Genomic DNA, 23009 nt, shown 5'->3' on the forward strand with positions numbered 1-23009 from the left:
GAGTCTTTATAAAAATAAAGAATGGCTAATCTTAAAGAAATACGTAACAGAATATCTTCAGTATCTTCAACGATGCAGATTACTAGTGCCATGAAAATGGTATCGGCTGCAAAATTGAAAAAAGCGCAAGATGCTATTACTGCAATGCGACCTTATGCAGATAAGTTAACCGAACTTTTACAAAGTTTAAGTGCAACTTTAGATGCAGATTCTGGAAGTAAATTTGCCGAAGAACGCGAAGTTAATAATGTATTAATTGTAGCTATAACCTCTAATAGAGGTTTGTGTGGTGCTTTTAATTCTAACATTATCAAACAAACAAATAACTTAATTTCTAATGTACATGCAGGTAAAAAAATAGCTGTCTTAGCGATTGGAAAAAAAGCGAACGATGCGTTTTCTAAAAAAGGAATTGTAATAGACAATAAGAGCACTATTTTTGATGATTTAACTTTTGATAACGTATCCGAAATTGCAGAAATGCTAATGGAAAAATTCGTTGCAGGGGAATTTGATAAAATTGAAATTGTTTACAACAAGTTTAAGAATGCAGCTACACAAATTGTGATGACTGAACAGTTTTTACCAATTGTTCCAGTTGCAGGTGAAGCAGTAAATAATGCAGATTATATATTTGAACCATCAAAACTTGAAATCGTAGAACAATTAATTCCTAAGTCGTTAAAGACACAATTATATAAAGGAATTAGAGATTCTTTTGCTAGTGAGCATGGAGCACGTATGACTGCAATGCATAAAGCAACAGATAACGCTACAGAACTAAGAGATCAACTTAAATTAACTTACAACAAAGCACGTCAAGCCGCAATTACTAATGAAATCTTAGAAATCGTTGGTGGAGCGGAAGCTTTGAACAATTAAAGATTACTAAAATGTTTACCTTGAGCGCAGTCGAAAGGTCTTTTTATAACTTATCAAAAAGCTTTACTATTATAGTAGAGCTTTTTTTATGGAACACTATTTGATTCACTATCTTTATAAAAACTAAACTTATAGTCATGCGTTTAATTAAAACATCAACCCTATCGCTTTTAATGCTTTTACTTTTTACCAGTTTCTCGAATTGTTCTAGCGCTAAACAGACCAATAATAATGAATCCAGTAAGATAGCAATGCAAGATTTTCAAAATAATCCATCTTTTACGTTAGGGGAAACCTATTTTAAACATTGGGTGTCTGGAGTTAAAGGGGGCGGAGCTGGTATCACTTTATTAATCCCTATAGAAAAGAATGTTAAAAATACCGTGTTTGATTCTGCTTATTTTAGAGGTATGAAAACAAAACTAGAAGCTGTAAAATCTGGTTATGTTGCAAACTTTAAAACAACAGCAAATCAAAAAAAAGACATAATAATGAGTACCAAGAAGAATGCAGAATATGGTAACCAAATACCAAATAAAGCTAACTTCCCTTTTCAATTAAAAGATGATGAATGTGTTATTCGTTTTAAAGAGGATAATACTATCAAGTACTATAAAATTGAAAAAATAGTAGAAAAACCTAGAGACGAATACCCAAGTGCTCCACCACAGCGTTAATACTATTTAGTATTGTAAACCGTTTCTATTACATATTTTGGTATATTTATACGCATAAAAAATAAGCTTCTTGAGCGCATTAAAAACACTTTTCAAACAAACTTTCATTTACGGATTAGCAACTGTGCTACCAAGAATGTTAAGTTTTTTACTAGTGCGTTTGCATACAGATAAGAGTGTTTTAAAAACAGTTGCAGATTATGGCGATGTTTCCTTAATATTTTCTTATTTCGTATTATTTAATGTCATATTAGCCTACGGAATGGAAACTGCATTCTTTAGGTTTTTTAATAAAGATGAAGACAAAGATAAAGTTATTGGAACTTCTGCTATTTCATTAATTATTAGCTCTATACTTTTCTTTTTTCTAGCATTTGCTTTTCAATACCACATTGCAAACCTAATAGATATTAAAGTAGAATACATAAATCTTGTAATCTGGATTTTACTTTTAGATGCATTAGTCATCATACCTTTTGCTTGGTTACGAGCAAATGCAAAACCAATGAAATATGCAGTAATTAAAATACTAAACGTGGTCATCAATTTAGGGTTAAATTTATTCTTTTTACTTTGGTTAAAAGAACTAGCTTCAGAATCCTCAGTATTTGCAGCTATTTATAAACCAGATTTCGAAATCAATTATATTTTTATTGCCAATTTAATAGCAAGTGCAATAACCTTACTATTAATGCTTCCATTCTATTTCAAAATAAAGTATACCTTCAATAAAAAACTATGGCAAGAAATGATGCGTTATGCATTTCCTGTTTTAATTGCTGGCGTTGCATTTTCTGTAAATGAAACTTTTGATAGAATCTTACTAGATAAACTCTTACCAGAAAGTATTGCAAAAACCGAAATAGGTATGTATTCTGCATGTTACAAATTAGCTTTATTTATGACGCTTTTTGCTACAGCATACAGATTAGGAATAGAACCTTTCTTTTTTAGTCATGCGAAAACTAAAAACCCTCAAAAAAATTATGCTACAATTCTAGAATACTTCGTCATCTTTGGTTCTGTAATTTTATTAACCGTAATTGTTTTTGCCGATGTTTTAAAAATTATTTTTATTGGTAATGAAGCATATTGGGAAGCCATGTGGATTGTTCCAATTATATTATTAGCAAATTTTTGTTTAGGCATTTACCACAACCTATCCGTTTGGTATAAAATAACCGATAAGACAAAATACGGAGCATATATTTCTGTCTTTGGAGCAATATTAACCTTAGCTTTAAATTTTTGGCTTATTCCAATACTTAGTTATAAAGGTTCGGCAATTGCAACACTTACCGCATATGCTTGTATGATGATTGCTTCCTATTATTTTGGAAGAAAATATTACCCTATTCCATATAACATAAAAAAAATAACAGTGTACCTATTAGTTTCCATTCTTTTTTCAGCTTTATGTTTTTATAGATTTAGAGGGAATTATTTTATAGGAATTGCTGCAATAATTGTATTTTTAGGTCTCGTTTTCCAATTGGAAAAAAAAGAATTAAAAAGAATATTCATTAATAAATAGTTTTTCGCTTTAGAAAGACAGAATATTACCGCTTTCGCGGAAAGTAATCATGAAAATAAAAATAATAAACAAATCCAGTCACGCATTACCAAACTATGAAACCATAGCCTCTGCAGGAATGGATTTAAGAGCAAATATCACAGAGTCTATACTACTTAAGCCTTTAGAAAGAACCATCGTTAAAACAGGCTTATTTATAGAATTACCAATAGGTTTTGAAGCACAAGTAAGACCAAGAAGTGGACTTGCAGCAAAAAAAGGAATTACAGTATTAAACGCTCCAGGAACTGTAGATGCAGATTATAGAGGAGAAATTGGAGTTATTTTAGTAAATCTTTCAAACGAAACATTTACTGTTGAAAATGGAGAACGTGTTGCACAACTAGTAATAGCAAAACATGAAAGAGCAGAATGGGTAGAAGTTGAGAGCCTTTCTGAAACCGATAGAGGAGAAGGTGGTTTTGGAAGCACAGGAGTAAAATAAACACCTGCAAAGGCAGGAATCTCATAATCTATAATTACGAAAAAATGGTGTGTCTATATCCTGACAAATAAACCGAATGGAGTTTTTATTAGTATAATAAATAACATTAAAAAATGAATATCAGTTATTTAAGTTTAAGCATAAACTGAAAATTCAATAACAATAAATAAAGATTTTAGTATAACAATTAAAAGATACCTGCTTACGCAGGCATGAATATGAAAATAATAGTACCAATGGCAGGACGAGGTTCTCGTTTGCGTCCACATAGTTTAACAGTGCCAAAACCATTAATTCCTGTTGCAGGACAGCCAATAGTACATAGATTGGTAAAAGACATAGCTAAAGTTTTAAAACAACCAATAGAAGAAGTTGCATTTGTTCTTGGTGATCCAGCTTGGTTTGGTGACGATGTTGTTACTAGCTTAAAAGCATTGGCAGAAAGCCTAGGAGCAAAAGCATCTATTTACAGACAAGATAAACCCTTAGGAACTGGTCATGCAATTATGTGTGCAGAACCTTCCCTTTCTGGCCCAGCAGTTATCGCATATGCAGATACTTTAATTCGTGCAGATTTTAATTTAGACCCAGAAGCAGACGCTGTAATTTGGACTAAAAAAGTAGCAAATCCTGAAGCCTATGGTGTTGTAAAATTAAATGCAGAAAACAACATTACAGAGCTAGTCGAAAAACCTGAAACCTTTGTTAGTAACCAAGCAGTTATTGGTATTTATTACTTTAAAGATGTTGCCGTTTTAAAAGGAAAATTACAAGAAGTTTTAGACGAAAACATTATGAATGGTGGCGAATACCAAATTAATGATGGTATTTTGCGCATGATGGCAGCAGGTAAAATCTTTAAAACAGGAACCGTAGATGAATGGATGGATTGCGGAAACAAAGCAGTTACCATTGAAACAAATACAAGAATGTTAGGCTTTTTAAAAGCCGATAATGAAGAACAATTAATTTCAGATTCCGTAACTTTAGAAAACGCAAAAATTATAGCACCTTGTTTTATTGGCGAAAATGTAAAACTGATAAATACAACCATAGGACCAAATGTATCTATTGGTAATAATTGTACATTAGAAAATACAAGCGTTAAAAATAGTTTAATACAAAACCATACAAGCATAAAAAACGCTAATTTAGACGAAGCTATGATTGGTAATCACGTAAAATACGATGGTAAATTCACCAAAATTAGTATTGGTGATTATTCTATTTTGGAATAGCTAAGTTCCTCATCAGGCAGGAATCTCATGAATGTAATTAAATCGAGTTTGGAACAATAAGCGATGCCAACTTAAAAGAAAAAGATTCCCTTTTTAATGGGAAATAAACATGAAAAAACAACTATACATAGTACTTTTTACCTTCGGAATCCTTCTTTTTCCGCAGGTAAATTATGCTCAGGTTGATTTTAATAAAAAACCAGATGACGATTTAGGAAACAATGAAGATGCATATCAAGAACTCTTTTTTGAAGCCTTAAAACAAAAAGGAATAGAAAACTATGATCGTGCTATTGAAGCATTACTAAAATGCGAAAAGCTTGATAATTCGGACCCTGCTTTGTTTTTCGAATTAGGAAAAAACTACAGTAAGCTCAAAAATTTTGGAGCAGCAGAAGATGCTTTACAAAAAGCAATTAAAAAACAACCAGATAATGAGTGGTATTTAGATGAGTTATATGAGGTTTATGCTAAACAAAACGATTTAGAAAAAGCAATAAAAACAGTAAAAAAACTAGTTAAATACCATCCAGATTATAAAGAAGATTTAGCAACGTTATATGTTAAAACCAAAAAGTATGAAGAAGCATTACGAGTTATAGACGAGATGGATGCAGAACTTGGAGTTTCTATTACTAGAGATCGTGTACGAAACATGATTTATAACGCTACAGGAAATAAAAAAGAGCAAATTAAAAATTTAGAAGAACGAGTTGAAGAAAATCCAGATGAAGAAAAAAATTACCTTGCTTTAATTTTTAGGTATAGTGAAAATAATGAAAAAGAAAAAGCTTTTGAAACTGCTAAAAAACTCTTAGATAGTCACCCTGATTCCGAAATGGTACATCTTGCTTTGTACAAGTTTTATTTAGAGGATATGGAGGCAGAAAAGGCTGTTGCTTCTATGCAAATAGCTTTAAGTAGTAGACTAATAAAACCAGAGGCTAAAATGATGGTATTATCCGATTTTGTGAAATTTGTATCTAAAAATCCAGAATACGAAAGCAAGTTGGTAGAAATTACTTCTAAAATTGCCGATGATGAAAAAGGGAAATCTAACATAGAAGTCGCACAATATTTTTTAACTAAAGGAGAAAAAAACAATGCATTAACCTATTACGAAAAAGCATTAGAAACAGCACCAGAAAACTTTGGTGTTATTCGTAATGTATTATTGTTATATATAGATGTAGAGAATTATTCAAAAGCGGTAGAAATGAGTAATGAAGCTCTAGACACATACCCATCTCAACCCATATTTTATTTGGTAAATGGGGTTGCTCAAAACAAACTAAACCAGCCCGAAAAAGCGATACGCGTTTTAGAGACCGGTTTAGATTATGTTATAGACGATCCTAAAATGGAAGGTGATTTTTACAAGCAAATTAGTATTTCATACACACAATTGAACAATACCGATAAAGCAAAAACGTTTAGTGATAAAGCAAAACAACTAGAATCTACAAATTAGATGCATACAAATCGCCTTATTTACATCCTTTCTTTTTTCGTTTTCGCGTTCCTTGGTTGTTCATCTACCAAAACGGTAACCTCAGGAAACAATAATTTAAACCTAACTGCAAAACAGCTTATTAAAGAAAATACTAAGCAGAATCCAAGTTTTAAAACACTTGCTGCTAGAGTTAAAATTGATTATTCTAAAGGTGAAAATTCACAGGGAACCACTGTAAGTTTTAGAATGGAAAAAGGTAAAGCCATTTGGATGAGTAAACTAGGCTTTATTAAAGTTTTAATTACACCAGAAAAAGTGCGTTTTTATAATAAATTAGATAACACTTATTTTGATGGAGATTATAAATATTTAAGTGATTTATTAGGAACGGATTTAGATTTTATTAAAGTGCAAAACCTACTTTTAGGTGAAGCATTATATGATTTAAATGAAGGGGATTATGAACTGTCAACTCAAGAAAATAATTACGTATTAAATCCTAAAAAACAACCCAAGGCTTTCGAGTTATTTTATATTTTAGATGCATCCCATTTTAAAATAAGTTCCCAACAATTGGCACAAGCAAAAGAAAAACGTATGCTTCAAATAGATTATACAAGCTATCAGGAAGTTGAAAAAGAAACCTTTCCGCAGCATATTCAAATAAATGCTGTTGAAACGTTTGAAGAAACTAAATTGCATTTAGAATTTAAGTCTATTGTTTTAGATGAAAAACTAAGCTTTCCGTTTAATATTCCTTCTGGATTTGATGAAATTATACTTAAATAATGCAACAAAAACTTACATACCAAATAACCCTTTTAGTCGCATTATTTTTCTGTACTTCTTTTTCCTTTTCACAAAGTAAAAAACAACAAGAATTAGAAGATAGAAGACAAGAATTACGTCGTGAAATACAACAAATAAATAGTTTACTTTCTAAAAATAAATCACAACAAAAATCGCAATTAACGGTAATTGAAGATTTAAATTATAAAGTTAGCGTACGCCGAAATTTAATAAAAATAACCAATCAACAAGCTAATTTACTAACTAGAGAAATTAACGATAATCAAAATAAAATAACCCAATTAAGAGAAGAATTAGAAACACTAAAAGATAATTATGCAAAAATGATTGTTACTTCTTATAAGAGTAAAAGCGAGCAAAGTCGTGTTATGTTTTTATTGTCTTCAAGCAACTTTCAGCAAGCGTATAAACGTGTTAAATACATTAACCAATACGCCGAATACCAAAAAGAACAAGGCGAATCTATAAAGACTAAAACGGCAGAATTACAAGTAATAAACAAAGCTTTATTAAATCAAAAAGAAGACAAACAAAAGCTAATTAATGAGAATAAAATAGCACAAGTTGAATTAGAAAAAGAGCTAAAACAACATAAAAATTTAATGGATGCTATTAATAAAGATCTAAGTAAATATGCATCGCAAATAAAAAGTCGCCAAGCTGAAGCAAATCGAATTGATAAAGAAATTGAACGTATAATTAAAGAAGCGATTGCAAGTTCGAATGCCAAAACAGGAACAAAAACTACCAGTAAATCTTCTGCTTATGCGATGACACCAGAAGATAAGGTTTTAGCAAATAGTTTTGTAACTAGCAAAGGAAAATTACCCTGGCCTGTAGAAAAAGGAATTGTAAAATTACGCTATGGTAGACAACCTAGCCCTATTGTAAAAACCATTATGATACAAAGTAATGGTGTTAGAATTGCAACCGAAAAAGAGGCAAAAGTAAGAGCGGTTTTTAATGGTGAAGTGTATAGAATTATAGCTTCTAAAAATGGGAACCCTTCGGTTTTAATTCGTCATGGTAATTATTTCACAGCTTATTCTAACCTTGGAAAAATTTACGTAAAAAAAGGGGATAAGGTTACTACCAAACAAGAGATAGGAGAGGTTTTTACGAACCCTTCTAACGGGCAAACCATGTTAAGTTTTAGTGTGTTTAATAACTCTAAAACAGAGAATCCTGCTTCTTGGATTTTTAAAATGTAACGACATTTAAGATTAAGTAAACAAGGCCTTCAACTCTGTAGCATCATTAGGTTTCATTTTTCCAGCAAGAACTAAACTTAATTGTTTACGCCTTAAAGCGCCTTCAAAACGTTGTTTTTCTAGATTGGTTTCCGGATGAATATCATCTACTCGAACAGGTCTTCCTGTTTCGTCTACAGCAACAAAAGTATAAATGGCTTCGTTAGCCTTCGTTTTATCACCAGACTCTCTGTCTTCTATCCAAACATCTAAATAAATCTCCATAGAGCTTTTAAATGCACGAGAAACCTTAGCTTCTACAGTAACTACACTACCAACAGGAACTGCACGATTAAATGCAACATGATTTACAGATGCTGTAACCACAATACGTCTAGAATGTCTTCTTGCAGCAATACTAGCAGCACGATCCATTCTAGCTAATAACTCGCCACCAAATAGATTGTTTAATGGATTGGTTTCGCTAGGTAAAACTAAATCTGTTAATACCGTTTTAGATTGTTCTGGTGTTTTCACAACTATTTTGTCTTTTTAATGAAGCACAAAGGTAAAACGATTTTAGAGTTTACTAGGTATGAAATACAATTTTATAAAAAGAATAACACTCCTTTTAATCCTTTAGTATGTAATATTTAAAAGTGTAATAAAATAAAACATCCCTCCATAAAGTAAGGGATGAGTATAAAAATATTTTTATGTAAATTAGTTAAGATCTTTAACCAGTAACCAAGCTTCTTTATTATGCGTTTTTTTAACGTCACGTAAAGTTTGTAATGCTTCTAATCTATCTGCATGAGTTGAGTATACTACTTGATGTAAACCATACTTATTCACGCCTATTTTTCTAGCATGAAAGCCTTCGGCTTTTAATTGCTGTACTTTTTTATCGCAATTTTCTTCCTCTCTAAATGCACCAGCAATAATGTGGTATTTTCCTGTTTGCTTGTTTACCGTAAGCGTAACAGCTGGAAGCGGATTGTCGATTACAAAAGTTGCCTCTTGTATTTTGTTTTCTAATTGTGTGTTTGCTTCTTCTTGTGCTAATTGATTATGCGTTTTAATTTGGTTTACATAGTAATTAGAAGAAACTAAACCACCAGCAGTTAAAGCCAATAAAGCAATTGCAGCATATTTTAAATACGGTCTTGCTTTACGTTTTTCTGGAGTTATAGTAATAGGAATTACTTTTTCTATTGTTTCTACTTCTTCTTTGAAAACTTCTCTAGTAATTGCTGGAGAAACCAGTTGACTTAAACCAAAAGCATCTGTTAAATAATTTAAATGATAAGATGGCTCAAACAACATTTTACCTTCGTTGTTAAACGATAAATCACCAATGTTTTCAAAAGAAAGTGTTTCTCCTTCTGTTAAATAAGACTTTAAAGATTTTACTCTTTTATCAATTTTTTTAAGTGCAACTTCAAAAGGAATCTTCTCTACATCAGCAATATAATGTGCCAATAAACCATCACTTTTTTGTATTTGCTCATTAAAAGATAATACTTTTTTTGGAGGATAAAAGGCATTGGTAGACTCGTGTACTTTCGCAGAAACACGTTGTGTTAAAAACGATCCAAAGCCAGGAACAGTAACACAGTCATATCTATATAGTAAGTCGCTTATGTAGGTTTCTAATTGCATAAAACAAAGTTATACATTTTTTACTTTAGAAAAAAGAACAGGGGTATGAGTTATTAACATTATGTTTTTTTGTTTACTTTGCGATATAGAAAAAATTCTACACAATGAATAATAACGAATTACTATACGTTTTAGCTTTGCAACATGTAGCCAAAATTGGAGATATAACTGCAAAAAAGCTTATTGCACATTGTGGTTCTGCGGAAGCTGTTTTTAAGGAAAAGAAGCAGCATTTATTAAAAATTGATGGTATAGGAAGTATTGTGATTAGCGATTTATTTGCAACGAACCATTTCCAGGAAGCCGAAAAAGAACTACAATTTATTAAAGACGAAAATATTAGTTGTCATTATTTTGCAGATCAAGAATATCCAGAAAAATTAAAACATTGTATTGATAGTCCTATTTTGTTATTTCAAACAGGAAATATTAACTTAAAAAAACAACGAATAATTAGTATTGTAGGAGCAAGAAAAGTAACCACTAACGGTATTGCTTTTTGTGAAAAATTAGTAGAGGAGCTTGCGGTTTTTAATCCTATTATTGTTTCAGGTTTTGCTTATGGTACAGACATTACTGCACAAAAAGCAGCAATAAAACATAAATTACAAACCATAGGCTGTTTGGCACATGGTTTAAATCAGATATATCCAAAAACGCATAAAAAGTATGTTTCTGAAGTAGAAAAATACGGAGGGTTTTTTACCGATTTTTGGAGCTCTGCTACCTTTGATAGAAATAATTTTTTGAAACGAAACCGAATTATTGCAGGGATTAGCCAAGCTACTATTGTAATAGAATCTGCAGAAAAAGGAGGGAGTCTTGTAACTGCAGATATAGCAAACTCTTATAATAGAGATGTTTTTGCAGTTCCTGGAAGGGTTACAGATAGCCAAAGTATGGGGTGTAATAATTTAATAAAACACCAAAAAGCGCACATGCTATCTACTCCTTTAGATGTCCCTTATATTTTAAATTGGGAATTAGAAGCCAACCAAAAACCTATAATACAAAAACAGTTATTCGTAACGCTTGACGACCAAGAAAAAGTGATTTACGATTTCTTAAAGGAAATTGAAAAAGAACAATTAGACGTTATTGCTTTGCGATGTAACCTGCCAACTTTTAAAGTGGCAGGCTTGCTATTAAATATGGAGTTGAAAGGTGTTGTTAGACCACTTCCAGGAAAGTTGTTTGAGGTTATTTAATACCCCACTTTTTCTCTTACTCTAGCTAAAACTGCATTAGCAACTTTAGCTGCTTTTTCTGCGCCAATAGCTAGTGCATTATCTAGTTCTTTTGTATTAGCCATATAATAATTGTAACGTTCTCTTTGGTATGCAAATTTTTCAATGATTAATTCAAATAAAGCTTGTTTTGCATGACCATAACCATAACCTCCATTTTCATAGTTGGCTTTCATGGTTTCTATTTCTGCTTCCGAAGCTAAAATTTTATATAAAGCAAAGCAATTGCAGGTTTTCCAGTCTTTAGGATCTTCTAGAGCTGTGCTGTCTGTTGCAATACTCATAATTTGTTTACGTAGTTTTTTATCGTCTAAAAATATATTTATAAAATTATTTCTACTCTTACTCATTTTCTCACCATCAGTACCAGGAACAAGCATGATGTTTTCTTGTATTTTTCCTTCTGGTAAAACAAAAGCTTCTCCCATTTTTGCATGAAAACGTGAAGCAACATCACGAGTCATTTCTATGTGTTGTAGTTGGTCTTTTCCAACAGGAATGATATTGGCGTCATATGCTAATATATCTGCAGCCATTAACATAGGATAGGTAAATAATCCAGCATTTACATCTTCTAATCGATCTGCTTTGTCTTTAAAACCATGTGCTAATGTTAAACGTTGAAACGGGAAAAAGCAACTTAAATACCAAGATAACTCTGTAACTTGAGGCACATCACTTTGTCTATAAAACACCGTTTTTTCAATATCTAAACCAAATGCTAACCATGTTGCGGCAACCGAGTAGGTATGTTCTCTTAATAGTGCTGCATCTTTAATTTGTGTTAATGTATGCATATTTGCGATAAATAAATAAGACTCATTATTAACATCTTCTGCCATTTGAATTGCTGGCATAATTGCGCCTAAAATGTTTCCTAAATGTGGTGTTCCTGTACTTTGTACTCCTGTTAAAATTCTTGCCATGTTCACTTTCCGCGAAAGCGGAAATTTTTTTAAATTAAACTTAAATCTGCATTGATAAAGCAAAGATAATTTTTTTATAAAGAGGAATTCGATAAATTTAGTAGTTTTGGCACTTATGAAAGTTTTTAAATACATTTTCTGGATTTTCTATCGTATTTGGTTTTACATACTGGTTGCAATACCAATTCTTATTATGTTTCCGCTACTTATTGTTTCTATTCTTAAAGAATCTTGGTATCCTTTCTTTTTTAAACTTGCGCGTATTTGGTCTAGATTTATTTTAATTGGAATGGGTTTTAAAATTAAAATAGAACGCGAAGCACAACTGGAACCTAATAAAAGTTACATGTTTATTGCTAACCATACTTCTATGGCAGATATTATGCTCATGTTGGTTACTGTTAAAAATCCCTTTGTGTTTGTTGGTAAAGCAGAATTAGCAAAAATTCCACTTTTTGGTTTCTTTTATAAGCGTACTTCTATTTTGGTAGATAGAAGTAGCGAACGTAGTAGAAAAGCTGTGTTTAAAAGTGCACAAAGACGTTTAAATCAAGGCTTGAGTATTTGTATTTTTCCAGAAGGATTAGTTCCTGATGACGATGTACTTTTAGCAGATTTTAAAGACGGTGCTTTTAGACTTGCAATTAATCATCAAATACCAATTGTACCTTTAACTTTTGCGGATAATAAAAAGCGTTTTTCTTATGTTTTTTTTAGTGGAAACCCAGGGAAAATGCGAGCTAAAATGCATAATATTATTCCTACTTTAGGATTGAAAACGGAGAATTCAAAAGAAATAAATAATAAATCTAGAGAAGTAATTTTAAATCAGTTAATTGCTTATACTAAATAAAAAAGCTGTTCTTGGCACAGAACAGCTTTTTGTGTTATTGTTTTTCAGAATTTATAAATTCCAATAAACAAGAACCAATCTAACCAACTAAAAACTAAAACTTATAACTCAAACCTGTGTAAACACCAATAATGTAAGGCCTAAAATTACCAGAGGTATTTTCAAAAGCATTCATTTGGTATTTAAAGGTTGGTTGTACGTTAAATTTAATTTTATTAGAGAATTTGTAGTCTAAACCAAGACCTAAGTTTCCGCTAAAACTAACATCATTTATATTATTTGCTTCTCCAATTTCTGTTTTTCTTCCTTCAAACTCCGAGTATATTTTATTATCATTTAAAATAAAGGTGCTTAAACCTGCAATTACATTTACCCCAAACTTTTTGCTAGATACCGTGTATTCAAGTTCCATAGGGATTTCATAATACCCTAAACGTTGGCTAATGGCTGCATTTTCATTCGGTAAAAGTCCAACAGCTTGTTGTACACCAAGATTGGTTGCAGAAATTGCAGAAATACTTTGTTCGTTATTAAAGTCTACATTTTTTAAAGTGGCAGCATTGTTACCAGAAACATTTTGATAAATAATTACATTATCTGTGTCATAGCTTAAATTTAATGAGTTTACACCAGAGCGAAGTTTTAGCTTTTTGTTAAATGCATAGCTTACATTAACACCATAACTTGTGTTTGTTTCACCAGATTTAGAATTGTCTACAAACTGTTCATCAATATGCGATCCTTTGCCTAGAGTATTATAGTAAACAGGAGCAATGTTAGCATAGACTTGCCACCTGTTTACTTTTTCTTCTTCTTCTTCTTTTTCAATGCGCTCTTCTGCTTTTGCTATTTCTTCTTCTATAGATGTTTCTTCTACTTTGGTTTCGGCATCTGTAGTTTTATTTTCTTCTTCAGTATTGGATAGATTTTCTGTAACAGCATTTGCACTGTTCTTTTTTAATTCGGAATCCACTTTATTTTTGTCTAATACAGCTATATTATCGATGGTGTTACTTCTCTTTTTGGAAGTGTTTTGCGCTAATAATTTTGAATTTGTATTAGAAATTACTGTGTTGGTTTGGTACTTTTTTGTCTCGTTTTTGTTAGAAATAACATTTGGATTTCTATTTGAATTATTCGCTGTTGCGTTTTCTGACTTTGTAGAAATAGGTGTATTCTTTTTTGTAACTACTAAAGGATTTTGTGTTGTTCTATTTTGAGTAGTAGCATAGCTGTTTTGTTTCTTGTTGATAACGGTTTTGTTATTGTTAGAATTTTTACTTTTTGAAGTATTAGAAGTATTAGAGGTTGCAATACCTGTATTTTCTTTTGAAGTGTTTTTGGTTTCTAAAATAGTTTCTCCCTTTTTTAAAGCATTTGCACTTTCATCTACCATAGCATTATTTGTATTTTCTATGTTTAGGTTCTTCTTTTGGGGTTCTGCGGTATTAATAGTGTTTTCTGTATCTACAAAATGAATTTCTTTCGTATTCGTTTTACTTGAAGTATAGAGGTTTCCAACAGTTAATAATATTAATAGTAACGCTGCAATGCTAGTAATACGAAGCCAAATAGGGAAAGCTTTTTTTGTTTCTTCTTTTGGTTGCTCTATTTTTCCTTGAATGTTTTTCCAAACTTTAGGACTTGGAGATATCTCTAAATCTTTAAGTTTTTCTTGAAAAATTCTATCTATATGTTTTTTGTCACTCATTATAATGTCTGTGAGTTTAAACTCGTTCTATAGGTTTCTATTTTATCTTTTAAAATCTGCCTAGCTCTTGCTAAATTCGATTTGGATGTTCCAGTTGTAATATGTAACATAGATGCTATTTCTTTATGGGAATAACCATCTAAAGCATATAAATTAAATACTAATCTGTATCTGTCTGGTAATTCTTGAATAATGTTTAATAGATAGTCTATAGATAATTCATTATCTTCAATTTCAAGAGTTACATCTTCTATGTTTTCTTCGTTTACAATTTCAAAAACACCTTTGCTTCTGTAGCATTGTAAAGCTGTATTTATTGTTATTCTTTTTAGCCAACCTTCAAAAGATCCTTTGTTGTTATACTGTGACATTTTGTTAAAAATAGTCACAAAAGCATCCTGCAGATTATCTTCTGCTTCTGCGTAATTTCTTGAATACTTTAAACAAAGTGAAAATAATTTACTCGAAAAGAGTTGGTATAGTTCGCTTTGTGCTTTAGCATCATTTTTTTTACAATTTATAATGAGTTGATTTAAACTCACATGATACATGTATTAGTTAAACTTAAATTTATTCTACGACTTCAATTTCATATTCTAAATAAACATCTTGACCAGTATTTGTGCCATTTACTCCATGCCAAAATTTAAAAATATAGGAACCTAATTCTGTAGGTGTGAAATCAAAAGATGTTTCTGACTCTGTGGTTATTTGTTGACAATCTACATTGCTAGTATGTATATCGGTTACTATAGCGAAGGTAGTTTCGTTACCAGTTACTGTAGAGTAAATACTATTAAAAACATAGCAAGAAGATGGTTTGTAATAAGATAGAGTTATATTATGTGTCTGATTTCTTATAAATTCATTAGGCATGGTAACGTTTTCTATTGGTAAAAACACGGTTTGTGAACTTGTTGTGTCATCACTTAGGCTACAAGAAAAGATAGAAAAGATTAATAAGAGAACTACTATTTTTTTCATTTTTAGTACTATAAAAAATACATGTTTTTATTACTAGATGCAGAAAAGTATAAAAGGTTGCGTGTAAAAATAAAAAATCCCGATCATGTCGGGATTTTTTATTTTACTCTTTATTTTCTTTAATGGCTATTTTTATTTTTCCTTCTAGCTCATCCATGAGTTCTGGATTGTCTTTTATTAATGCTTTTACAGCATCTCGGCCTTGACCAAGTTTTGTTTCGCCATAACTAAACCAGGATCCACTTTTCTTAATAATTTCAAATTCTACTGCAATGTCAAGAATTTCACCAACTTTAGAAATTCCTTCTCCATACATAATATCAAATTCTGCAAGTCTAAAGGGAGGAGCTACTTTGTTTTTAACCACTTTAACTCTTGTCTTGTTTCCTTGTACGTCTCCATCGGTACTTTTTATTTGTGTAGATCTTCTAATATCTAATCGAACAGAAGCATAAAACTTTAAAGCATTACCTCCTGTTGTAGTTTCTGGATTACCAAACATTACACCAATTTTTTCTCTTAATTGATTAATGAAGATAACCGTACAATTTGTTTTACTAATTGATGCGGTTAGTTTTCTTAATGCTTGCGACATTAAACGAGCATGTAAACCCATTTTAGAGTCTCCCATTTCACCTTCAATTTCACTTTTAGGAGTTAATGCAGCAACAGAATCTACTACAACTATATCAATAGCCCCAGAACGTATTAAATTATCTGCGATTTCTAAAGCTTGCTCTCCATTATCTGGTTGCGAGATTATTAAATTGTCTATATCTACGCCTAGTTTTTCAGCATAAAATCTATCAAAAGCATGTTCTGCATCAATAAATGCTGCAATACCTCCAGATTTCTGTGCTTCTGCAATAGCATGTAAAGTTAATGTTGTTTTACCAGAAGATTCTGGTCCATATATTTCAATAACACGACCTCTTGGGTAACCACCAACGCCTAATGCAATATCTAAACCTAAAGATCCAGAAGAAATAGCCTCTACATCAACAATGGCTTTATCGCTCATTTTCATTACTGTTCCTTTTCCGTAAGCCTTATCTAGTTTGTCTAAAGTTAGTTTAAGGGCTTTTAATTTTGCTTCTTTTTCGCTGCTCATTTCTGTATATTAATTTATTCGTGTAAGAGACGCTAAAATACTACTTCTTTTGTCATATTGCAATACAATATTACATTTCATTTTAAATTAATGAATAAAAAAATAGCTTCTTGACGCAACCTTTTTACTCTTTCTGCATCTACTATATAAAGTGGGAAAATTTTATGCTGTGAAAAAGAAAAACAACCTTGCTTTTTAATAAATAGTGCCAAATAAATTTTAAAATTTTTGAAACTAAATTTAAAGTTTATTTTCTTTTGATAAAATTAGAGCTTAAGCAGTGCTGGAGTGAATTTTATTTTATGTTGGAACATAAAGGAAATAGAGAAAAATTTAATTCTATTGTTTTATTTTTATTAGGTGTATATAGTTTAATCTTTAAAGAATAAAGCTATGAAGTTTTTTAAAAAATGTATTAATGCATTAGGCGTTTCAGTTGCTATATTTATAAATAGTAACTGTAAAGCCGATGGAGGTTAACTCGTATGGTATTTTGAAATTTAATAAATTAAAAAATATTAATAACGAGTTAGTCTATGAAAAGCACTTTAGAATGTCTAAAGTGCTTTTTTTTGTTTTCACTTTTTGTTTTTTATCAAAACAATCAAAATTTGCCTATTATTTATAAAATACTACCTTTGCCTCAAAATATTCTTTAACCTTAAAACTTAGTATAGCATGCAACTGTACAACACATTAAGCGCAAAAGAAAGAGCTGCGTTAATCGAGCAAGCAGGAAAAGACCGATTAACACTTTCTTTTTATCAATACGCTAAAATTGAAAACCCTCAAGAATTTAGAGACCATTTATTTATAACTTGGAATGCATTAGACGTTCTAGGTAGAATCTACGTGGCAAAAGAAGGAATAAACGGGCAACTATCTTTGCCTGCAGATCAATTTGAAGCCTTTAAAACTCATTTAGATACCATCGATTTTTTAAACGGAATTAGGCTGAATATTGCTGTAGAGCAGGACAATATGTCTTTTTTAAAGCTTAAAGTAAAAGTGAGAAACAAGATTGTTGCAGATGGTTTAAATGATGCCACTTTTGATGTAAGAAATAAAGGAACTCACGTTCGCGCAGACCAATTTAATGCACTTATTGAAGATGAAAACACCGTTTTGGTAGATATGCGAAACCATTACGAAAGTGAAATTGGTCATTTTAAAAATGCAGTTACTCCAGATGTGGATACTTTTAGAGAATCTTTAGATATTATTGAAGAAGATTTAAAAGAACATAAAGAAGATAAAAATCTAGTAATGTACTGTACGGGTGGAATACGTTGCGAAAAAGCTTCCGCTTATTTTAAACATAAAGGCTTTAAAAATGTATATCAATTAGAAGGAGGCATTATAGAATACACACGTCAAATAAATGATGAAGGATTAGAAAATAAATTTATTGGAAAGAATTTTGTTTTCGATGAAAGAAGGGCCGAAAAAATTAGCGAAGACGTAATAGCACAATGCCACCAATGTGGATCTCCTTTTGATGTGCATACCAATTGTGCAAACGATGCTTGTCACCTTTTATTTATTCAATGTGATGCATGTAAAGAAGAAATGAATAACTGTTGTTCTACCAACTGTAAAGAAATTCATGCTTTACCTTTTGAAGAACAAAAAGCATTGCGAAAAGGACAGGCAAATAGTAACGATATATTTAAAAAAGGAAGAGCAGATCACTTACCTTACAAAAAAGATTTAAGGAATATTTTTGAATCCTTACCAAACAAACAGTAAATGAATATTTACAAACTATTACAATTAAATCGAAAGATTAAAAGTCACCGAATTAAATTTCTAGGACTTTGGCTATTGCATAAATTTAACAAAAGATATTTAGCAGTAAATCTCGATCCTGTAATGGCTTGTAACTTACGCTGTAAAATGTGCTATTTTACAGATGCAGATTATGTAAAAACATTAAAAGGGCAATTTAAACCAGAAGAATTAAACCAAGTTGCAAAAACTATTTTTAAGCGTGCTTTAAAACTTCAAATTGGTTGCGGTACAGAACCAACACTTTATAAAAACTTACCAGAACTTGTAAAACTAGGTAAACAATACAAAGTGCCTTATATCTCTTTAACAACGAATGCTAATTTGCTAGATGAAGAAAAAATTGAAGTTCTTTTACAAGCAGGACTTAATGAGTTTACTATTTCATTACATGGAGTGACAAAGGAAAGTTATGAAGGTTTTATGAAAAAATCTAGTTACGAAAAATTTCATAACGCTTTTAATGCTTTTCAAAAACTTAAAAGTAAATATGATTTTAAGGTGAGAATTAACTATACCTTTAATAAGGATAACTTTTACGAATTAACTGAACTCTTTAATCATTTTAACGGAAAAAGCTTCGATTTGCTTCAAATTCGCCCCATTAGAAAGATTGGGAACACAGAGTATAATGACTTTGATTTAGAAAGTATTCGTGCAGATTACCCAAAATTAATAAAACAAATTAGAGCCAATTGTAAAGCCAATAATATTACACTTTTAGCTTCTAACGAAATACCTAAAAGCACGCAAATAAATAACTCTAGTTTAATTTTTGATTATACATTTTGTTATGTTTCTCCAAATAAATTCTGGAAAGATGGCTTTAATTGGAAAGAAGAAAGCTTCAATGATTACTCTAAAAGAATAGGATGGAGCAAGCAATTATATGCGAACGTTTTTAAGTCGGAAACCGAATTAAAGTCACTTACCAATAGGTTAAATTACGAAGTAGAGTTTAATTAATCACTCTTTAATAATTTTAAAAGTTTTCTTTTTATTAGTTTCACTTTCCAGAGTTAAAAAATACATTCCGTTAGAAACATCTCCTAAATTCACCTTTTTTATTCCGTTAGAAACATTATAAATTGTTTTAATGGTTTTACCTTGTACATCCACCAAACTCGCTTTAAATATTAATTTTTCGGTTGAAATATGTATAAAATCTTTAGTAGGATTAGGATACACAGAAATGGTTTGTATTTCGTTTTCATCAACACTTAAGGTTTGTATTGTGAATAAATGTGTAACTGTTTGCCCTTCATAAGTTACTTCCCATTTCCATTCTCCTATAGCATCAAATGAAGTAAAATACCACCAATAATACCATGAAGAACTTGTTGCAGTAGTATTAAAAGAGCTATTATAAAAAACAGAATTATCTGGTCTTAAAATTTGAACGCTTAAATTGGTTCCGGCAATTTGGTCTCTTAAAAAAGCGGTTAAATAAATAGTATCTCCTAATTCAAAAATATCACTTTCATAAGTAGTTTCTGCTGTTGGACATGTTGGAAAAACAATAGGGTTATCAGTATGTGTAAGTGCAGCATTTATGTTAGGATTGCTATATGGTTTTTGCGAATTCCACCAAGAATCTGTATTTAAACTATTACATGTTCCATAAAAGGGATCAACCAATTGCGTGTAACTACTATCTGTGTAAACCTCAAAATGTAAATGTGGTCCAGTTGAATTTCCAGAACTACCAACAACTCCAAGCACTTCTCCAACGCTAACCGTTTCCCCAATGTTTTTTGTGGTAACAGATCCATTTTTCATGTGTCCATACCATGCAATACTTCCGTCATTATGTTGTACATATACTGCATTCCATTGGTTATTGTTAAACCCACAACTCCTGTCATAATAACCATCACTTTTTCCAATAATTTGGCCATCTGCTGCAGCAATAATTTCCGTAGCATTATCATCCATTTGTTTCCAAGTAAAAGGCCATAAATAGACATCTACGCCTTGATGGTTATACCCTCCAGAGGTGTCATAAGTTTGTGTGCCACAATTAAAATCTAATAGTTGGTTAGGAAAGTTTGCATTATGATCTACATAACCAGAAATAGCCCAAGAGTCATTATAATTAGAACTAGATGCTTGTTGTATTGGCCAGTCAAACAAAACGTGTCCACCAGCTCTGTTTGTTTCCTTAAAAGCAAGTTTGTTTTCTTGTTTTAATATTTCTTCGTTTTCTTTTAAAAACGCTTTAATGTTTTTCCTTTGTTCAAAAGTTAAACAAGGGTTTTTAGCTTCATTGAAGCTGTACTCACTCCCATTTATTTTTTTAGAAGATTCTTGAGCATGAAGTGTTAAAAACAATCCAAATACTGAAAGTAGAATTGCTGAAGTTTTCGTAATTTTTTTCATAATATTAATAGCTTTAAAAGATAAATTTTAAATGAATAAAAAATAATATTAAAATGCTTGCTATTAATGTATTAGGGAGTATAAATATACAATTTTTTTATAATATTCAGTTTTATAAAACTACTAGCTTTTTAACTTAATAAATAATATTATCTTTACAATCCAAAGTTATGCTTTGGATTGTAATTTCTATGTGATTAGAAATCAATAAAAAAGAAAATATTTTTTTATTAATCTTCTTCTAAAAAAGATGTACTTTTTTAGAAACAATATATACACTTTATGGCTTGTGGAACTTGTTCAACAGGAAAAGATGGGCAGCCAAAAGGCTGCAAAAGTAACGGAACATGTGGAACAGATAGTTGTAATAAACTCACTGTTTTCGATTGGTTAGCAAATATGTCACTTCCAAACGGAGAAAAACCTTTCGATTGGGTTGAGGTTCGTTTTAAAAACGGAAGAAAAGAATATTACAAAAACACCGAAAACTTAACATTAGCAATTGGAGACGTTGTTGCAACACAAGCGCAATCTGGTCACGATATTGGTATGGTAACTCTTTCTGGGGAATTGGTAAGAGTTCAAATGAAACGTAAAAAAGTTTCAGAAAAGCCTGAAGTCCTTCAAAAAATATATAGAAAAGCATCACAAAAAGATATCGATATTTGGTCGGAAGCTCGAGATAGAGAAGAGGCAATGAAGGTAAAAGCTCGTCAGTTTGCTATCGACTTAAAATTGAAAATGAAGATTTCCGATATCGAATTTCAAGGCGATGCAAGTAAAGCTACTTTTTATTACACAGCAGAAGAACGTGTAGATTTTAGAGAACTTATTAAACTTTTTGCAAGAGAGTTTAGAACCAGAATAGAAATGAAACAAGTTGGCTTTAGGCAAGAAGCAGCAAGACTTGGAGGTATTGGTTCTTGTGGTCGTGAGTTATGTTGTTCTACATGGTTAACAGATTTTCGTTCGGTAAGCACATCTGCAGCACGTTACCAGCAATTATCTTTAAATCCGCAAAAATTAGCCGGACAATGTGGTAAACTAAAATGTTGTTTAAACTATGAATTAGATAGCTATTTAGATGCTTTAAAAAGTATTCCTAAGCCTGAAATAAAATTATACACCCAAAAAGGTACTGCAGTTTGCCAAAAAACAGATATTTTTCAAGGCCATTTATGGTATGCTTATGAAGGCGAATGGATGAATTGGCACAAGATTACAAAAGATCAAGCCAATGAAATAATAGCATTAAATAAGAAAAAACAAAAAGTTGTAAGTCTTGAGGAATACGCTACAGAACTAATAGAAGATACTAAAACAGAGTTTGAAAACGTTGTAGGTCAAGATAGTTTAACACGTTTTGATAGTCCAAAAGGCAATAAAAAACGTAAAAATAATAGAAACAGTAGAAACAGAAACAACAAGAGTAATAATACACCTAAAAATACAAACAAAAATAATAACCCAAACAGTAAAAATAACAACAATAAAAGACGAAGAAAACCTCAAAACAACAAAAACAATGCGAAATAGTATTTCTCTATTGCTTTTTTTTCTTTCTTTCTTTTTTGTGTCTTGTGATGCCAATGGTGTTTTTGATCAATACCAAAACGTACCAAATAATTGGAATAAAAAAGATGTTATACAATTTAAAGTTCAAGCTCCAGACACGATAAATAAGTATAATTTGTTTGTAAACTTGAGAAACAATCAAGAATATAAATACAGCAATTTATATTTAATAGTAGCAATGAATTTTCCACATGGAAAAACGGTGAAAGACACACTAGAATACAAAATGGCAAAACCTAATGGTACATTTTTAGGCACGGGTTTTTCTAGTATTAAAGAAAATAAATTGTGGTACAAAGAGGGTTTTATTTTTAATGAAATAGGTGAATACCAAATCAATATACAACATGCCATGCGAGAAAACGGAGAAGTAAATGGTGTTAACGATCTAGAAGGTATTACCGATGTTGGATTTAGAGTAGAAAATATAAATAATAATTAACGTCACGGCAAGTGATTTTGTTCATGCAGAGCCAATCTAATTGAAACAAAACAGTATCGAAGT

The 23009-nt window shown here is 31.0% G+C and carries 22 protein-coding genes; 14 read left to right on the top strand and 8 right to left on the bottom strand.

The features are described 5' to 3' along the window. Window positions 1-21: 21 nt before the first annotated feature. The 8 genes from atpG (at window position 22) to Q4512_RS03315 (ending at window position 8289) form a co-directional block, all read left to right on the top strand. Window positions 22-882, top strand: a complete 861-nt coding sequence (gene atpG / locus Q4512_RS03280; RefSeq protein WP_303421565.1) for an ATP synthase F1 subunit gamma — start codon at window positions 22-24, stop codon at window positions 880-882. Between the two features lie 137 nt (window positions 883-1019). Beyond that, entirely contained in the window at window positions 1020-1559 is a 540-nt protein-coding gene (locus Q4512_RS03285) for a hypothetical protein (protein WP_303421567.1), read from the top strand. 70 nt (window positions 1560-1629) lie between these two features. Then, window positions 1630-3093, top strand: a complete 1464-nt coding sequence (locus tag Q4512_RS03290) for an oligosaccharide flippase family protein (RefSeq protein ID WP_303421569.1) — start codon at window positions 1630-1632, stop codon at window positions 3091-3093. Window positions 3094-3142: 49 nt separating this feature from the next. Next, window positions 3143-3577 carry a dUTP diphosphatase gene (dut, locus tag Q4512_RS03295; protein ID WP_303421571.1) on the top strand — a complete coding sequence of 145 codons (435 nt, stop codon included), beginning with the start codon at window positions 3143-3145 and terminating at the stop codon, window positions 3575-3577. A gap of 218 nt (window positions 3578-3795) precedes the next feature. Further along, complete coding sequence (locus Q4512_RS03300) at window positions 3796-4815, top strand: sugar phosphate nucleotidyltransferase (RefSeq protein ID WP_303421573.1); 1020 nt, start codon at window positions 3796-3798, stop codon at window positions 4813-4815. A 109-nt stretch (window positions 4816-4924) separates the two neighbouring features. Next, window positions 4925-6286, top strand: coding sequence for a lipopolysaccharide assembly protein LapB (locus Q4512_RS03305; RefSeq protein ID WP_303421575.1), 1362 nt, complete (start codon window positions 4925-4927; stop codon window positions 6284-6286). Beyond that, window positions 6287-7057: a DUF4292 domain-containing protein gene (locus Q4512_RS03310; RefSeq protein ID WP_303421577.1), complete on the top strand. Its 771-nt coding sequence runs from the start codon at window positions 6287-6289 to the stop codon at window positions 7055-7057. After that, the gene (locus Q4512_RS03315; RefSeq protein ID WP_303421579.1) at window positions 7057-8289 is read left to right on the top strand and encodes a murein hydrolase activator EnvC; all 1233 of its coding nucleotides are present in this window, start codon (window positions 7057-7059) and stop codon (window positions 8287-8289) included. The genes Q4512_RS03310 and Q4512_RS03315 overlap by 1 nt, the downstream gene beginning before the upstream one ends. A gap of 12 nt (window positions 8290-8301) precedes the next feature. Here the strand turns inward: Q4512_RS03315 and Q4512_RS03320 are convergent, their stop codons facing one another. Both Q4512_RS03320 and Q4512_RS03325 read right to left on the bottom strand, forming a co-directional pair. Continuing rightward, a complete protein-coding gene (locus Q4512_RS03320; RefSeq protein ID WP_303421828.1) occupies window positions 8302-8811 on the bottom strand; it encodes an acyl-CoA thioesterase in 510 nt (169 codons plus the stop codon). Between the two features lie 180 nt (window positions 8812-8991). Beyond that, complete coding sequence (locus Q4512_RS03325; RefSeq protein WP_303421581.1) at window positions 8992-9930, bottom strand: SPOR domain-containing protein; 939 nt, start codon at window positions 9928-9930, stop codon at window positions 8992-8994. 104 nt (window positions 9931-10034) lie between these two features. On the opposite strand from Q4512_RS03325, the gene dprA reads away from it, so the two are divergent. Continuing rightward, entirely contained in the window at window positions 10035-11138 is a 1104-nt protein-coding gene (dprA, locus tag Q4512_RS03330) for a DNA-processing protein DprA (protein WP_303421583.1), read from the top strand. Here the strand turns inward: dprA and trpS are convergent. Beyond that, complete coding sequence (gene trpS, locus Q4512_RS03335; RefSeq protein ID WP_303421584.1) at window positions 11135-12103, bottom strand: tryptophan--tRNA ligase; 969 nt, start codon at window positions 12101-12103, stop codon at window positions 11135-11137. The two genes, dprA and trpS, sit on opposite strands and share 4 nt — an antisense overlap. Before the next feature lie 115 nt (window positions 12104-12218). Here trpS and Q4512_RS03340 point away from each other — a divergent pair, with 115 nt between their 5' ends. Further along, a complete protein-coding gene (locus Q4512_RS03340) occupies window positions 12219-12956 on the top strand; it encodes a 1-acyl-sn-glycerol-3-phosphate acyltransferase (RefSeq protein ID WP_303421585.1) in 738 nt (245 codons plus the stop codon). 94 nt (window positions 12957-13050) lie between these two features. On the opposite strand, the gene Q4512_RS03345 is transcribed toward Q4512_RS03340, so the two are convergent. The 4 genes from Q4512_RS03345 to recA form a co-directional block, all read right to left on the bottom strand. Further along, the gene (locus Q4512_RS03345) at window positions 13051-14667 is read right to left on the bottom strand and encodes a hypothetical protein (protein WP_303421587.1); all 1617 of its coding nucleotides are present in this window, start codon (window positions 14665-14667) and stop codon (window positions 13051-13053) included. Continuing rightward, window positions 14667-15209, bottom strand: a complete 543-nt coding sequence (locus Q4512_RS03350) for an RNA polymerase sigma factor (RefSeq protein ID WP_303421830.1) — start codon at window positions 15207-15209, stop codon at window positions 14667-14669. The genes Q4512_RS03345 and Q4512_RS03350 overlap by 1 nt, the downstream gene beginning before the upstream one ends. A 28-nt stretch (window positions 15210-15237) precedes the next feature. Then, window positions 15238-15651, bottom strand: coding sequence for a hypothetical protein (locus Q4512_RS03355; protein ID WP_303421589.1), 414 nt, complete (start codon window positions 15649-15651; stop codon window positions 15238-15240). 103 nt (window positions 15652-15754) lie between these two features. Then, on the bottom strand, window positions 15755-16762 hold the full coding sequence (recA, locus tag Q4512_RS03360) for a recombinase RecA (protein WP_303421591.1): 1008 nt from the start codon (window positions 16760-16762) through the stop codon (window positions 15755-15757). 678 nt (window positions 16763-17440) lie between these two features. Here recA and Q4512_RS03365 point away from each other — a divergent pair. After that, window positions 17441-18511 carry a rhodanese-related sulfurtransferase gene (locus Q4512_RS03365; protein ID WP_303421593.1) on the top strand — a complete coding sequence of 357 codons (1071 nt, stop codon included), beginning with the start codon at window positions 17441-17443 and terminating at the stop codon, window positions 18509-18511. Further along, a complete protein-coding gene (locus Q4512_RS03370) occupies window positions 18512-19516 on the top strand; it encodes a radical SAM protein (RefSeq protein WP_303421595.1) in 1005 nt (334 codons plus the stop codon). Here Q4512_RS03370 and Q4512_RS03375 read toward each other — a convergent pair whose 3' ends face one another. Next, on the bottom strand, window positions 19517-20929 hold the full coding sequence (locus tag Q4512_RS03375; RefSeq protein ID WP_303421597.1) for a peptidoglycan DD-metalloendopeptidase family protein: 1413 nt from the start codon (window positions 20927-20929) through the stop codon (window positions 19517-19519). Between the two features lie 282 nt (window positions 20930-21211). Here Q4512_RS03375 and Q4512_RS03380 point away from each other — a divergent pair, with 282 nt between their 5' ends. Further along, window positions 21212-22465, top strand: coding sequence for a regulatory iron-sulfur-containing complex subunit RicT (locus Q4512_RS03380; RefSeq protein WP_303421599.1), 1254 nt, complete (start codon window positions 21212-21214; stop codon window positions 22463-22465). Beyond that, on the top strand, window positions 22455-22946 hold the full coding sequence (locus tag Q4512_RS03385; RefSeq protein WP_303421601.1) for a gliding motility lipoprotein GldH: 492 nt from the start codon (window positions 22455-22457) through the stop codon (window positions 22944-22946). Before Q4512_RS03380 ends, Q4512_RS03385 begins: the two co-directional genes overlap by 11 nt. Window positions 22947-23009 lie beyond the last annotated feature (63 nt).

Source organism: Oceanihabitans sp. 2_MG-2023 (assembly GCF_030547245.1).
In the GTDB taxonomy this organism is placed as follows: domain Bacteria; phylum Bacteroidota; class Bacteroidia; order Flavobacteriales; family Flavobacteriaceae; genus Oceanihabitans.